Genomic DNA, 14,965 nt, shown 5'->3' on the forward strand with positions numbered 1-14,965 from the left:
ATGAATGGCTTGGATCATTCATTCGTTAGAAAAATCAAGTATTTCTCCTTTTTCATATAGGAATGCAAAAATTGATTACAAAGTTTCTTGCATTTTTTGTATGATAGAGGGAGGAATAAAGGAGGAAAGTTCACGAATGAAAATAAAGAAATGGATGGCAATTGCCATTATTACCAGTCAATTTTCAACATTGCTGCCAGTATCAGCGGCTGCGGCTGTTTTAACGAGCGAGTCTACTGCTGGTCAAAATACAGCTGAGTCAACGGTTCCGGGAGTGAACGGGCCAACAATGGGCTTGGTCCCTGAAGATGCCGCAACGGTACCAGGAGAAAACGGCGAAGTAGTTCCAGGAGAGTCAACACCTGTTCCTGAACAGCCAACACCAGAACCATTGCCAGAACCGGAACCAACCCCGACACCAGAACCAACACCAGAAGAACCGGCACCAAATCCTGATCTAGAGCCGAATCCAGAGCCAGAACCAACACCTGAGCCGGCGCCAGAACCAGAAGAGCCAGCACCAAACCCAGAACCAGAGACAACACCAAATCCAGAGCAAGAATCAACACCAAGCCAGCCTTCGCCTGACATCAAAGAAGTACCGAACGTACCAGAGTTGACGGTAACGCCGCCGCAAGAAGATGAGCCAGCAAAATTTGAAGTCACGCCAGTCAAAGAAACGTGGGACTTTATTATGGAGATTGGAGAAGATGCTCGTAAAGTTGGACAAGAAGAAGATCTTTACGCATCGGTCATGATTGCACAAGCGATTTTAGAGTCTGGTAGCGGAAGAAGTCGTCTGAGCCAGGAGCCTTTTTATAACCTATTTGGTATTAAGGGACTTTATGAAGGGAATGGGATTTCCTTCCAAACGCAAGAAGACGATGGTTCCGGTAATTTATACACAGTTCATGCCACGTTTCGCCAATATGACAGTATCGAATCTTCTTTGAAAGATTATGCGAAATTGTTGAAAGAAGGATTGGACCACAATCCGAATTTTTATAAAGGTGTTTGGAAATCAGAAACGGAGTCTTATGAAGATGCCACGGAATATCTGACCGGGCGTTATGCATCAGATACACAATACAATGAGAAGCTAAATGCGCTGATCGAAGCATATGCTCTGACGAGTTATGACAAAGAGAAACCAGAATTACCGACAGGCAGCGAACAGATGATCTATCCTGTCAGCAATCCAGTTGTCTCTTCTGTCTTTGGTCCGCGAGGCAATGGGTTTCATCGTGGAGTGGACTTCGCCGCCCCGCAAGGAACGCCGATCATGGCTAGTCTTTCAGGAACGGTGATCCGCTCAGAATATCATTCTTCATGGGGGAATTATGTTGCCATCGAGCACAAAGATGGGCTGACGACATTGTATGCGCACAATCATCGCAATTTAGTGGAAGTCGGTCAAACGGTCGAACAAGGCGAAGTGATTGCTTCCATGGGAAGTACGGGGAACAGTACAGGTCCTCACTTGCATTTTGAAGTTAGTCTTTCACCTAGTTTAGCCCGGCATCAACTGATTGATCCATTAGATGCCTTGTCAAAATAACAAAGAATAAAAGAGAGCAGTGTAGCTGCTTTCTTTTTTTTTGTCAAGAAAAACGAATCATTTCAGGAAAATTATGCTTTGAGATTTTTTTAGCGCATTCATTTTATCTTGCACGATAAATTTATTCCGAAAACAAGTGTTTTTCTTTGTAAAAAAAACAAAAAGAATTTATGCTAGAAAGGTAGGGAAAAAAATTCCCAAGAGGAATGTCCACTTTAGACAAGGTCGTGTATGCGACTTTGCGATGTCTCTAGTATCCTTTCTTATTTAACCAAGGAGTGTGAAAAATGACTGACGATCAGCAAACAACGAATGTGTCTAATGAAGCAGCGCAAGCAAGTCCACTGTCCTTTGAAGAGAAAGTCATTGAAACAATTGTTGGTGTCGCTTTGCAGTCAATTGATGGCTTGATTAGTGTAAATGGCAGATTTCTTTCAGATATGACCGAAAACCTTGAAGAACAGCCGCAAGTCGCTTCTGGCATCGATGTGGAAGTTGGCAAAGAAGAGGTTGCAGTTGATTTGGAAGTACTCGTGGCTTACGGCAAAGATATCCCCAAACTCTTTGCGCAAGTCCAAGAAGTGGTCTTAGAAGAAATTAGCCGCTTGACTTCTTTGAAAGTCAAAGAGATCAATATTCGAATCGCCGATATCGTCAAACAGGAAACGATCGATCAAATCGAAGGTTGAGCACCACGCAAAAAATCGAAGTACATCAAAGAGAAAGGAAGAATAAACAAATGATATCACTATATACAACACCCAGCTGTACGTCATGTCGTAAAGCCCGTGCATGGTTGACCGAAAATGAACTGCCATTTAAAGAGAGAAACATTTTTAGCGATCCATTAAATAGTGATGAACTAATGGAGATTCTTTCTTTAACAAAAAATGGAACGGAAGACATTATATCTACTCGTTCGAAAGTGTACCAAAAGTTAGACATCGATTTAGAAGAGTTGAAGCTAGAAGAGCTACTTTCATTGATCGAACAATACCCGAACTTATTGAAACGGCCAATTATCTTAGATGAGAACAAGCTCCAAGTGGGGTACAATGAAGAAGACATTCGTAAATTCGTGCCACGAAACTTACGAAAGATCATTTTCAAACGACGCCAAACAGAGCTGCTCATGTTTAATTATCGCCAAAAGCAAGAAGAAGGCGAATCTGTTGCGAACTTTATCTAATAATAGGAACAAAACCGGCAAATGAATACAGCGATGTATCATTGTCGGTTTTTTTGGTATTTTTTCAAGGGTCTTCTTAAGAGGATCAGTAAATCCGTTGATTCCACAAAAAAACACGATTCCAAAAAGGAATCGTGTCGGTTGAAATCTTAAAGTTTTTGGTTGTAGAATTCAACGACTAGTGCTTCGTCAACTTCTGCAGACAATTCATCACGCTCAGGTAAACGAGTTAATGAACCTTCTAATTTTTCGCTATCAAAGCTTACAAATGACGCGCGGCCAGCTGTTGCTTCAACTGCTTCTTTGATTGTTGAGATGTTTTGTGATTTTTCACGAACGCTGATGACTTGTCCAACTTCAACGTGGTATGAAGGGATATCAACGCGTTTGCCATCAACTAAAACGTGACCGTGGTTTACTAATTGACGTGCTTGACGACGAGTAGTTGCTAAACCTAGACGGTAAACAACGTTATCTAAACGTTGTTCTAGCAAGATCATGAAGTTAACACCGTGTTTACCTTCTTTGATTTTGCTTGCTTTGATAAACAATGTACGGAATTGACGTTCGTTCATGCCATACATATGACGCAATTTTTGTTTTTCAGTTAATTGCATGCCGTATTCTGATTTTTTGCCACGGCTGTTTGGTCCGTGTTGTCCTGGAGCGTAAGGGCGACGTGCCAATTCTTTTCCAGTTTCTGATAAAGAAATTCCTAAACGACGAGAAATTTTCCATGATGGTCCTGTATAACGAGACATAATTTAGTTCCTCCAATAAAATAGTTTGGAGTAAAATAATCCGTTGAAAAACTCACATTCGTGCAGTTCGTTCTTCAATCTTCACCTTTGCAGCCGCGGTTACGCAATTGCACCCGAGGGGCAACGAACTGGTGACGAGCTGTTATTTTCCTGCTGCATTATTTTACACAAGGAATAGTATACGACAAACTAGGGGCAAAAGTCAAGATGGAGCTGGCTTTGGATTTGATGAAAACAAATCTTGAAATTTTTCATTAATTACTTATATTTTCAAATATCTCTTTACAAAACAGCTTTTCGTCATTAGAATATGAAAGTATTGTGCAAATGATAACGAAGTGAAATTATTCATAAAAGGAGTAGAAAAAATGAATCCAGTATCCCCATTATTTGAGAAGATCGATTCTTCCATAGAAAAGAAAATCGATCTGATCAAGAGTAGTTATTTGCGTTACGCTGTACGTGCGATGATGGCTTGTTTATTCTTGACCCTCGGAACAGCTATTGCTTTTGCGATCGCTATGAAAGGTGAATCGATGGTTCACGGGTTAGGGAAAATTCTATATGCATTTATGTTTAGCTGGTCTTTAGTCATGATTCTTTATATGAACGCAGAATTAGGAACATCAAATATGTTGTATATGACTGTTGGGGTTTACCGTAAACGTCTAAGTATTCCTTTGGCATTGAAAATTTTGCTTACGTGTGTCTTGTTCAACTTGATCGGCGGGGTGATTTTCGGCTCAATCGTTGCACTGACAGGTCCTTTTCAAGGGCTGACCGCAGACAACTTTATGCTGACCTCGATCACTGCGAAATTAGAAAAATCGACCATCCAAATTTTAGTAGAAGCGATGTTCGCCAATATCGTTGTAAACACAGCTGTTCTAGTAAGCATGCGAATGAAAGACGATGCCGGAAAAGTTGCAGCAATCATTTTCATCATCTTCATCTTTGCTTTCTTAGGATTCGAACACGTTATTGCTAACTTCCCAGCGTTTACCTTAGCTTTCTGGGCTTCAGGCGGACACTTGGCAGGTATGACTGTCGGCAGTGTGATCCATAATTTAGTTTTTGCCTTTATCGGTAACTATATCGGCGGTGGCTTGGTCATGGGGCTGGGCTATGCATGGTTGAACAACTCAAAATCGACCTATGTCGACTAATTAGAACCTACCAAAAGAAGCAGCGATGCTTCTTTTTTTTCTTTTCTTTAACATTTCTCCAGGAAGAAGCCATCATCCCTTAACGGAGCGTTGAAATCAGCGCCTATTTATGTTAAGAATAAGTATGTACGGTTTTTCTTGCTGTTTTTTGTAAAAATGACCGCAACCAAGACCAAAATCTTAGTTACTTCTTAATAGAAAGCGAGCCTTAACCTTTTATGAATCGGAAATTCTTTGCCTTTGATATTGATGGAACCTTGCTTGACTCGAACAAACAGCCACTAGACAGTACGCTAAAAGCCCTTGATCTTTTACGAGATGCTGGCCATTTCGTGACCGTTGCCACTGGACGCAGTCGTTTCCACGCTCAAGATATTATTCGTTCGTTGTCCTTTGATAATTACATTTTATGTAATGGCGCAGCTGCTTTTCTTTCGCATCAGCAGGTGTATAAAAACTTACTCGATGAAACGCAATTGGCTGCTTTCGTGGCAGAAGCCCAAGAGCTTGGGATCGACACGGCATTTGTCGGGATGGATACAGCGAAACGAGCGTCTTCTTTGGATATTGCTAAAATGGAAGCAGCGATGCATTCTTTTGGTGCCCAACTTCCTGAGTTGGACATGGATTTTCCCGAAGAAAAAGAAGTCTATCAAGCATTGGCTTTTTACGGAAAAGAGTATGAGCATTTCTTTGACGAGAAATACAGCAAACTGCGTTTTGTGCGTTGGCATGAAAACAGTGTGGATGTCGTTCCAAAAGAAGGCTCCAAAGCAGCAACGATCCTGTGCGTCGCGGAACAATTAGGGATAGCGCAAGAAGATGTGATCTGTTTTGGTGATGGCCAAAATGATCGTGAAATGCTGACTGCCGCAGGTGTCGGTGTGGCAATGGGCAATGCGGTCCCTGAGATCCAACAAGTCGCAGATATGGTGACCGCTAGCAATGATGAAGATGGCATCTGGTTAGCCTTGAAAGAATTACAACTGATTTAAAAAGGAATCCTTTAGACATAGCACAGTCGGTTTACGGCATCTGTGCTATGTTTTTTTGTTTTTTCTCGGTCGCAAAGAAAATAAATTGGTACAATAGAAAAAAGGGGGAATGCAGCAAATGAAAATCGCATTGATTGCTCATGATCGAAAAAAAGATGTAATGGTAAAATTAGTGACTGCCTATCGAGAAATTTTAGCGCAGCATGAACTTTTCGCAACAGGAACTACGGGGAAGAGGATCGAAGAAGCAACCCAGTTGCCTGTCCACCGCTACAAATCAGGGCCGCTGGGAGGAGATCAGCAAATTGGCGCCATGATTTCGCAAGATGACTTGGACATGGTGATCTTTTTGCGCGATCCTTTAGCCGCGCAACCCCATGAACCAGATGTAACGGCATTGATTCGCTTGTCAGACGTGTACGAGATTCCTTTAGCTACCAATATGGGAACGGCAGAAATCTTGTTGCGGGGGTTAGCAGCTGGCTTTGCTGATTTTCGACAAGTGATCCACGAAACGGACAATCGTCCCTTGTCGTTATAAAGATAGTAGAAGAATTGAAGAAAAAGGACGTGCAGAATTGAAAGCAATCTTAAAGGATTTTTTGACCTATGCAAAAATGAATACTCGCTCAGATGCGACGAGTCAGACCATCCCAACGACGCCGGGACAAGTTGAGTTGGCTCTTTTATTGAAAGATCAGTTGATCGAGATGGGGGTAGCGGATGTTGCTTACTATGAAAAGAATAGTTTTGTGATCGGACGTCTACCTGGTAATCCTGAAAAAACGGCGATTGGCTTTATTGCCCATGTAGACACGGCAGATTTCGAAGCTGAAAATATTCAGCCGCAGATCCATGAAAATTACGATGGCAAGGATGTTTGTTTAAATAAAGAAAAAGCCATTTATATGACAACTGCTGAATTTCCTAATCTCAAAGACTATGTCGGCGAAACGCTGATCACAACGGATGGAACGACCCTGCTGGGTGCAGATGATAAAGCTGGTATCGCAGAGATCATTGACGCGCTGCGAATCTTACAAACGATGGATGCGCATAAACGTGGCGATGTCTGGGTCGCTTTTGGGCCTGACGAAGAGATCGGGACTGGCGCTGATCGCTTTGATGCGGCGGATTTTCCAGTGGCATTTGCTTACACGATGGACAGTGGTCGTGTGGGGCATATGGAATATGAAACCTTTAATGCTGCTCGTATTGATATAACGATTGATGGTACGAGTGTGCATCCTGGAACTGCTTACGGTCGTTTGGTCAACGCCTTGAAAATCGCGCATCAAATCGACGATGCCTTACCAGCAGAGGAAGTTCCTGAACGCACCCGCGGGTATGAAGGTTTTTACCTACTGCACAATTTGACGGGACATATTGGTCGAGCAGAAGTTTCTTATATCATTCGTGATCACGATCATATGCTTTTTGAACAGCGAAAAGCTAACATCGTGGGGATCATTGACGAATTGAACACAGCCTATGGGCAAGAACGCATCACCTATACGCTGTATGACCAATATTACAATATGGGGGATTTGATCAAGAAAGATCCCCGCAGTATCGAAGCTGCCCGAGCAGGGATGCAAGCGATTGGTGTGACACCGATCGAAGCGCCGTTTCGTGGCGGGACCGATGGCTCGAAAATCACCTATAAAGGCATTCCAACACCGAACTTATTTGTTGGCGGTGAAAACTTCCATGGCCAGTATGAATTTATTACCGTGGAAGCGATGGAAAAAGCCCGTGATTTGATCGTGGCGATCGTGGAACATGTCGGGAAAGAAGACACTACCGTTTCCTAGAGAACGCGGCAACACGCTAGACTAAAGCGAAAAAGTCTAGCGTGTTTTTTTGTTTTGCTGCAAGGAAGAACAGCAAGTGAAAGAACCTTTTTTTTCTGGACCAAAACCCTTATAATAGAAAAGAAGCTAAAAGAGAAGAGGAAAAATGTGTGCGGGTATTATTCATTGGAGATGTAGTTGGTTCATTAGGAAGAGAAACAATCACGGAGTACCTTCCCAAATTAAAGAAGGCGTATCGACCACAGGTGACGATCGCGAACGGCGAGAATGCGGCGGCGGGTCGTGGGATCACTGGTAAAATTTATAAGAAATTTTTGCAAGATGGTGTCGATGTCGTGACATTAGGCAATCATACATGGGACAACCGTGACATTTTTGAATTTATTGGCGATGCGAAGAAAATGATTCGTCCAGCCAATTTTCCAGAGGGAACACCGGGGGTCGGCATGGTGTTTGTGAAAGTCAACACCATTGAGTTGGCGGTGATCAACATGCAAGCTCGCTCGTTCATGGTAGACCTTGATGATCCGTTTCGCAAAATGGATGAATTGGTTGCGATTGCCCGCAAACGTACACCGTTTATCTTTGTGGATTTTCATGGGGAGACTACTAGCGAAAAACAAGCGATGGGCTGGTATTTGGATGGCCGAGTTTCGGCAGTCGTCGGCACGCATACCCACGTACAGACCAACGATGCGCGGATTTTGCCCCAAGGAACGGCTTATTTGTCAGATGTCGGCATGACTGGTCCTTATGATGGGATTTTGGGAATGAAACGCGAACCAGTCATTGAAAAATTTTTGACGGCGTTGCCGCAACGGTTTGAAGTGATTGAAAAAGGCCGCAGTATTTTGTCGGCTTGCTTGCTTGAGATTGATGAAGCCACTGGTAAAGCAAAATCGATCCGTCCGATCCAAATCAGTGAAGATCGCCCGTTTACAGAATAGGAGAAGCATGGAAGAGCAATTAACCAAAGAATCAAACGTTGCCCAAGAGTTGGCTGCTTTGCAAAAGCTTTTGTCTAATCATCCGATCGTTCAAGAATTTCAAGAAATTCAAGTACGAGCCTTGCAAAACCAAGGGCTACTGGAGTTGGAAGAAGCGCTGAAGCAAGCGCAAAAAGAAATCGTTCAATTTGAGCATTATGAGAAACCCGAAGCAAAAAAAGCTGCGGAGCAGCGTTATGCGTCATTGACAAACGAATACGAGCAGCACCCCTTAGTGGTTGCTTATCGCCAAGCGTTACTGCAAGCAGATGAATTGCTGCAATATGTCACGACGGAGATCCAAAAGAAAATGAATAAAGCCATCGAGGAGGATGAAACCAATGCCTCAAAAAACTAAAAATACCCCGATGATGGAACAGTATTTAAGCATCAAGGCTCAGTACCAAGATGCTTTTTTATTCTATCGTTTAGGAGATTTCTATGAATTATTTAATGAGGATGCTGTCAAGGCAGCACAAATTTTAGAACTGACGTTAACCAGCCGCAACAAAAATGCGGAGGAACCGATCCCTATGTGTGGGGTGCCTTACCACGCCGCCAGCAATTACATCGACACCTTGATCGAGCAAGGCTACAAAGTAGCGATTTGTGAGCAAGTGGAAGACCCAAAAACCACCAAAGGAATGGTCAAACGCGAAGTCGTTCAACTGATCACGCCGGGAACGGTGATGGACAGTAAAGGCCTATCCGCCAAAGAAAACAACTTTTTGACAGCTGTTTTGCAGCAAGGGGAGCGTTTTGGCTTTGCCTATGTCGATCTAAGTACCGGTGAATTAAAAGCAGCGCAATTGGAAGATGAAGAAGCCGTCGTCAATGAGGCCGCCGCTCTGCAAACGAAAGAAGTCGTTTTGTGCAGCGAGATTCCTGAATCATTGCAAACGATGCTGACCAATCGCTTGAATGTCGTGTTTTCTAAGCAAGAAACGTTGGAAGAAAATGCCGAATTTCAATTTTTAACGGAACCTCTCTCCCAAGGGTTAGAAAAAGTAGTCACAGGGAAATTGCTAAGTTATTTGGCGATTACCCAAAAACGCAGTTTAGCCCACATTCAGCAAGCCGTGGAATATCAGCCGGATCATGCCTTGAAAATGGATCATTATTCCAAATTCAACTTAGAATTGACGCAGTCGATTCGAACCGGAAAAAAACAAGGGACTCTTTTGTGGTTGCTGGACGAGACAAAGACCGCAATGGGGGGACGTTTGTTAAAGCAATGGTTGGATCGTCCCTTGATCCAGCCAAAGAAAATCACTGCCCGCCAAGAAATGGTCCAATCGTTACTGGACAGTTTCTTTGAGCGAGCGGATCTGCAAGAAGCGTTGACGAAAGTCTATGACATGGAACGCCTAGTCGGACGGGTCGCCTTCGGAAATGTCAATGGCCGCGATTTGCTGCAGTTGAAATCTTCTTTGGAGCAAGTGCCTTTGATCGCGCAATTGCTGCAGGGGATCAACCGTGGCGAGTGGAATGACTTGCTGCTGGAATTAACGCCTTTAGATGATTTGGTTGCACTGATCGAAGCGGCGATCGATGAAGATGCCCCGTTGCAGATCACAGAAGGCAACATCATCAAAGACGGGTTCCATCAACAATTAGATGAATACCGTACGGCGATGCGTAATGGCAAGCAATGGTTGGCGGAATTAGAAGCCAACGAACGTCAAGCGACGGGGGTCAAAAACCTGAAAGTTGGGTTCAACCGCGTCTTTGGCTATTACATTGAGATCACGAAAGCCAATCTAGTGAATTTAGATACCTCTCGCTACGAGCGCAAGCAAACCTTAGCCAATGCGGAACGCTTTATTTCCCCCGAGTTGAAAAAACTGGAGACTTTGATTTTAGAAGCCGAAGAAAAATCGGTGGATTTGGAATATCGCCTCTTTCTTGACGTTCGTGAAGAAGTGAAAAAGAGTATCACACGTCTACAAAAGTTAGCCAAAGCCGTCAGTGCGGTCGATGTCTTACAAAGTTTCGCCACGGTTTCGGAACGCTACCAATACGTGCGGCCGACAGTAGCGAAAAAACGAGCAGTATCGATCATCGATGGCCGTCATCCTGTAGTGGAAAAAGTCCTTGGTCACCAAGAGTACATTCCAAATAGTATCGTGATGGATGAAGAAACAGAGATCCTGTTGATCACAGGACCAAATATGTCTGGGAAAAGTACGTACATGCGGCAGTTTGCCTTGCTAGTCATTATGGCGCAGATCGGCTGTTTCGTACCGGCAAAATCTGCAGAGATGCCGATTTTTGATCGGATCTTTACTCGCATCGGTGCCAGCGATGACCTGATCGCCGGTCAAAGTACGTTTATGGTGGAGATGATGGAAGCCAACCAAGCGCTGCGTCATGCAACGCCTAACAGCTTGATTTTGTTTGATGAGTTAGGGCGTGGGACTGCGACCTATGATGGGATGGCATTGGCACAAGCCATCATTGAATATATCCACAAAGAAGTTCATGCCAAAACACTTTTCTCCACCCATTATCATGAGCTGACGGTTTTAGATGAGGAATTGGCACACTTACGCAATGTCCATGTCGGTGCCGTTGAAAAAGAAGGCGAAGTTGTCTTCTTGCATAAGATGATGGAAGGACCCGCAGATAAAAGCTATGGGATCCATGTAGCCAAAATCGCTGGACTGCCAAGTGCACTCTTACAGCGCGCAGCGACGATCCTAAAAGCGCTGGAAGAACATGAACCGACGGTACAGCCAAAACCAGTCGTCGAAGAAAGTCAGCAGTTGTCGTTGTTTAGTGAAGTATCTACGGAAGAAATCGGCGTCATCGATCAATTGAAGAAATTGAATCTGTTGGAAATGACCCCGATGGATGCTCTGAATACATTGTACGAGCTGCAAAAACGAATTTAGAAAGAAGGTCAGCAGATGGGAAAGATCCAAGAGCTATCCGAACGTCTGGCGAACCAAATCGCGGCAGGAGAAGTTGTTGAGAGACCGGCTTCTGTCGTCAAAGAATTAGTTGAAAATGCCGTGGATGCCGGCAGTACCCAAATCGATATTTTTATTGAAGAAGCAGGCTTGCGTAAAATCCAAGTCATCGATAATGGCGAAGGAATTGCAGAAGAGGATGTCTTGACTGCCTTTAAACGCCACGCCACCAGTAAAATCCACAATCGAGATGACTTGTTTCGAATACGTACCCTCGGGTTTCGCGGGGAAGCTTTGCCTAGTATCGCTTCGGTTTCGATCCTCTCGATTGAAACGGCAGTCAAAGGTGCCCAACAAGGCTCCTTTGTGCGCTTAAAAGGCGGCGCTGTTGAAGAGCATCTGCCTGCCAACTTGCGACAAGGAACCAAGATCACTGTCGAAAACCTCTTTTACAATACACCGGCACGCTTGAAATATGTCAAGACGCTGCAAACGGAACTAGCAAACATCGGCGATATCGTCAATCGGATCGCCCTAAGCCATCCAGAAGTGGCTTTTCGTCTCGTTCATGAAGGCAACAAGATGTTGAGCACCACTGGAAGTGGGCAGTTAAAACAAACCATCGCCGGGATCTACGGGGTGGAAACGGCCAAAAAAATGATTGCGATCGATACTGAGGACCTCGACTTTAAAGTCACTGGCTTTGTGTCACTGCCAGAAGTCACCCGAGCCAGCCGCAACTATTTATCCACGATCATCAATGGTCGTTATATTCGCAACTTTGCTTTGAATAAAGCGATCGTAGCCGGTTACGGGTCAAAATTGATGGTCGGTCGTTTTCCATTAGCTGTCCTTGAAATCAAAATGGACCCCTTGCTAGTCGATGTCAATGTCCATCCGACTAAGCAAGAAGTTCGTTTGTCAAAAGAAGAAGAGCTAACGAAACTAATCAGTAAAGCCATCAATGAGGCGCTGCGGGAAATCAATTTGATTCCTAACGCGGCTGACAATCTGCGGTTTAAGAAAAAAGTTGCCGATCAGCCAAAAGCCCAGCAGCTTGGCTTGGAACTGGAGTCAGCAGGAAATTCGACTTCTGGGTTGTCTTATAATCGGGAAACCGGGAAATTTGAGGTTCAGGGCAGTACTTATCAACAGACTGTGGATAACTCTGTGGAAAAACCTGTGGAGGAATGTGGAAAACTTCCAGAAATGCCACAGGGATCTAGCGAAAACCTGTTGGAAGAAACCGAGGAAACCTTTCGCAGTTTGGAAGAGACGCTGCCAAATAAGCCTGTCCGAAAACCATTTGTGGAAGATCAGATGGAAACAAAAGCGCCGCTGCTAGAAGCGCCAGCCTTTCTCTCGGAAGAGACGCCAGAGCTTACGGCGCAAGATCTGCAAAATCAAGCGACTCTTCACCCGGAAATACATGGGGATGACCGCAACTACCTGAAAACGGTCGAACGGTTGCTGGAAGAAGAACCAGCGAAGGAGCGTTTTCCCCAACTGGATTATTTTGGGCAGATGCATGGGACCTATTTGTTTGCCCAAAGCGAGGCGGGGCTATATATCGTCGACCAGCATGCGGCACAAGAACGAATCAAATATGAGTATTACCGCGAAAAAATCGGCGAAGTGACCAATGACCTGCAAGAGTTGTTAGTGCCGATCGTTTTGGATTATCCCAACAGCGATGCACTGCAATTACAAGAACAAAGTGACAAGCTGGTAGAAGTCGGGATCCATCTGGAATCTTTTGGGACCAATAGTTTCATCGTCCGAGCGCACCCGACGTGGTACCCTAGCGGTGAAGAAGAAGCCATCATCCGCGAAATGATCGATATGTTATTGACGACAGGAAGTGTCAGTGTCAAAAAGTTTCGTGAAGCAACCGCGATCATGATGAGCTGCAAACGATCCATCAAAGCCAATCATTATTTGAATGAAGCACAAGCCCGGATCTTGTTGCAAGATTTAGCGAAATGCGAGAATCCCTTCAACTGTCCCCATGGTCGCCCGGTGCTGATCCATTTCACCAACAGCGACATGGAGCGGATGTTCAAACGGATTCAAGATCCTCATCGAGCAAGGAGTGGCATGGAATGATTATTTTGGCTTCACAGTCGCCGCGACGCAAAGAATTATTAGCGGAGTTAGTCCCGGAATTTGCGGTCATACCAGCGGATATCGACGAGTCGGTCCGACCAAACGAAGCGGCGATCCCTTATGTCCAACGGATGGCAGCAGAAAAAGCGGCGGCTATTACGCAAGCATATCCTGAAGATCTGGTGATCGCGAGCGATACCACGGTCGTGGTGGATGAAGAAATCTTAGGAAAGCCAGCCGACCGTGAAGATGCTCGTTCGATGTTGCGAAAAATGAGCGGACGTGCCCATTGGGTGCATACCGCCGTCGTTTTGCAAAAAGGCGAACAGCTGCGCCAAGCAGTGGTTTCGGCGGAAGTTGTGTTTCGTTCCTTGACCGATCAAGAGATCGACAAGTATCTTGCCTTAGATGAGTACCAAGACAAAGCGGGCGCCTATGGGATCCAAGGGGCGGCCAAAGTATTTGTCTCATCGATAAACGGCGATTTTTATACAATTGTAGGGTTTCCTGTCACTACGGTCTATCAGTTGTTGCAAGAGTTTATGGAGGAGGAATAAGGATGGATGTTTCTGGTAGTTGTCTTTGCGGCAAAGTCACGATTGACTTGACTGGAGTTTCGAAAGAAATCACGGTTTGTCATTGTAGTCTCTGCCAGAAATTTCACGGCGGACCGATGTTTGCTCTTGCACCATGTTCTGAGAACCAGATGGCTCTTCAAGGAGCGAAGTGGCTGCGACGTTATGATTCTTCTAAGTGGGCACAACGAGGATTTTGCAGTCAATGTGGCTCGAGTCTGTTCTTTTACCTCAAAGAAGCACACACCTATTTTTTTGCGGCTGGATTATTTGGTAACATGCCAGAAGCTGTCTTAACCGAAGAAATCTATACAAAAGACCAACCGCAGTTTTACCATTTTGCGGAACCAACGACTCGTTGGCAAAAGCTGCAAAACCCTTAAACAATTTGAGCAAGTCATTTTACATTCGCTAAGAAAAAAGGCATGATAGAGCATACAGGATGAGTCTAGAGGAAAAGCAGGTGAAAAAATGACAGATAAAAAAGAATTAAAAGAAAAATTGTCATCGATCGAATATGCGGTGACCCAAGAAAATGCAACCGAACGCCCCTTTACTGGCGAGTATGATGATTTTTATGAAAAAGGGATCTATGTTGATATCGTCAACGGAGAACCATTGTTTGCTTCTACTGATAAATATGACGCCGGTTGTGGCTGGCCTTCCTTTTCGAAGCCGATCAGTCGCCAAGATATTCAAGAAAAAGCCGATTTTTCTCACGGTATGCATCGGGTAGAAGTCCGCAGCAAAGAAGCTGACTCTCATTTAGGACATGTTTTTTCAGACGGTCCTCAAGACAAAGGCGGTTTGCGCTATTGTATCAACTCGGCAGCATTGAAGTTCATCCCTTTAGCAGAAATGGATGAAAAAGGCTATGGCGAATTCAAATCACTCGTTGAGTAA

15 protein-coding genes are annotated in these 14,965 nt (G+C 44.4%); 14 read left to right on the forward strand and 1 reads right to left on the reverse strand.

Translation table 11 applies throughout. The features are described 5' to 3' along the window. Nucleotides 1-136: 136 nt before the first annotated feature. From IGI88_RS08395 to spx, 3 genes are all read left to right on the forward strand, one after another. On the forward strand, nucleotides 137-1,558 hold the full coding sequence (locus IGI88_RS08395; RefSeq protein ID WP_301389421.1) for a peptidoglycan DD-metalloendopeptidase family protein: 1,422 nt from the start codon (nucleotides 137-139) through the stop codon (nucleotides 1,556-1,558). Nucleotides 1,559-1,845: 287 nt separating this feature from the next. Continuing rightward, on the forward strand, nucleotides 1,846-2,247 hold the full coding sequence (locus IGI88_RS08400; protein ID WP_429960344.1) for an Asp23/Gls24 family envelope stress response protein: 402 nt from the start codon (nucleotides 1,846-1,848) through the stop codon (nucleotides 2,245-2,247). Between the two features lie 50 nt (nucleotides 2,248-2,297). After that, the gene (gene spx, locus IGI88_RS08405; protein WP_008376310.1) at nucleotides 2,298-2,747 is read left to right on the forward strand and encodes a transcriptional regulator Spx; all 450 of its coding nucleotides are present in this window, start codon (nucleotides 2,298-2,300) and stop codon (nucleotides 2,745-2,747) included. A 149-nt stretch (nucleotides 2,748-2,896) separates the two neighbouring features. Here spx and rpsD read toward each other — a convergent pair whose 3' ends face one another. Continuing rightward, nucleotides 2,897-3,508, reverse strand: coding sequence for a 30S ribosomal protein S4 (rpsD, locus tag IGI88_RS08410; protein WP_005227158.1), 612 nt, complete (start codon nucleotides 3,506-3,508; stop codon nucleotides 2,897-2,899). Between the two features lie 368 nt (nucleotides 3,509-3,876). On the opposite strand from rpsD, the gene IGI88_RS08415 reads away from it, so the two are divergent. The 11 genes from IGI88_RS08415 to msrB all read left to right on the forward strand — a co-directional run bounded on the left by IGI88_RS08415 (nucleotide 3,877) and on the right by msrB (nucleotide 14,965). Continuing rightward, the gene (locus IGI88_RS08415; protein WP_005227159.1) at nucleotides 3,877-4,674 is read left to right on the forward strand and encodes a formate/nitrite transporter family protein; all 798 of its coding nucleotides are present in this window, start codon (nucleotides 3,877-3,879) and stop codon (nucleotides 4,672-4,674) included. 218 nt (nucleotides 4,675-4,892) lie between these two features. Beyond that, a complete protein-coding gene (locus IGI88_RS08420; protein ID WP_005227160.1) occupies nucleotides 4,893-5,669 on the forward strand; it encodes a Cof-type HAD-IIB family hydrolase in 777 nt (258 codons plus the stop codon). 118 nt (nucleotides 5,670-5,787) lie between these two features. After that, on the forward strand, nucleotides 5,788-6,210 hold the full coding sequence (locus IGI88_RS08425; RefSeq protein WP_008376307.1) for a methylglyoxal synthase: 423 nt from the start codon (nucleotides 5,788-5,790) through the stop codon (nucleotides 6,208-6,210). 37 nt (nucleotides 6,211-6,247) lie between these two features. Further along, nucleotides 6,248-7,483, forward strand: coding sequence for a peptidase T (gene pepT, locus IGI88_RS08430; protein WP_008376304.1), 1,236 nt, complete (start codon nucleotides 6,248-6,250; stop codon nucleotides 7,481-7,483). A gap of 149 nt (nucleotides 7,484-7,632) precedes the next feature. Beyond that, entirely contained in the window at nucleotides 7,633-8,430 is a 798-nt protein-coding gene (locus tag IGI88_RS08435) for a TIGR00282 family metallophosphoesterase (protein ID WP_010748642.1), read from the forward strand. A 7-nt stretch (nucleotides 8,431-8,437) separates the two neighbouring features. Then, the gene (locus IGI88_RS08440) at nucleotides 8,438-8,827 is read left to right on the forward strand and encodes a YlbF family regulator (RefSeq protein ID WP_008376299.1); all 390 of its coding nucleotides are present in this window, start codon (nucleotides 8,438-8,440) and stop codon (nucleotides 8,825-8,827) included. After that, nucleotides 8,811-11,363, forward strand: coding sequence for a DNA mismatch repair protein MutS (gene mutS, locus IGI88_RS08445; RefSeq protein ID WP_429946980.1), 2,553 nt, complete (start codon nucleotides 8,811-8,813; stop codon nucleotides 11,361-11,363). The genes IGI88_RS08440 and mutS overlap by 17 nt, the downstream gene beginning before the upstream one ends. Before the next feature lie 15 nt (nucleotides 11,364-11,378). Next, nucleotides 11,379-13,487: a DNA mismatch repair endonuclease MutL gene (gene mutL / locus IGI88_RS08450; protein ID WP_429960345.1), complete on the forward strand. Its 2,109-nt coding sequence runs from the start codon at nucleotides 11,379-11,381 to the stop codon at nucleotides 13,485-13,487. Then, nucleotides 13,484-14,044, forward strand: a complete 561-nt coding sequence (locus tag IGI88_RS08455) for a Maf family protein (RefSeq protein WP_429946982.1) — start codon at nucleotides 13,484-13,486, stop codon at nucleotides 14,042-14,044. The genes mutL and IGI88_RS08455 overlap by 4 nt, the downstream gene beginning before the upstream one ends. Before the next feature lie 2 nt (nucleotides 14,045-14,046). Continuing rightward, nucleotides 14,047-14,445: a GFA family protein gene (locus IGI88_RS08460; protein WP_005232409.1), complete on the forward strand. Its 399-nt coding sequence runs from the start codon at nucleotides 14,047-14,049 to the stop codon at nucleotides 14,443-14,445. A gap of 88 nt (nucleotides 14,446-14,533) precedes the next feature. Beyond that, entirely contained in the window at nucleotides 14,534-14,965 is a 432-nt protein-coding gene (msrB, locus tag IGI88_RS08465) for a peptide-methionine (R)-S-oxide reductase MsrB (RefSeq protein ID WP_061053658.1), read from the forward strand.

Source organism: Enterococcus sp. AZ179, from assembly GCF_050498885.1.
GTDB classification, from domain to species: domain Bacteria; phylum Bacillota; class Bacilli; order Lactobacillales; family Enterococcaceae; genus Enterococcus_D; species Enterococcus_D entomosocium.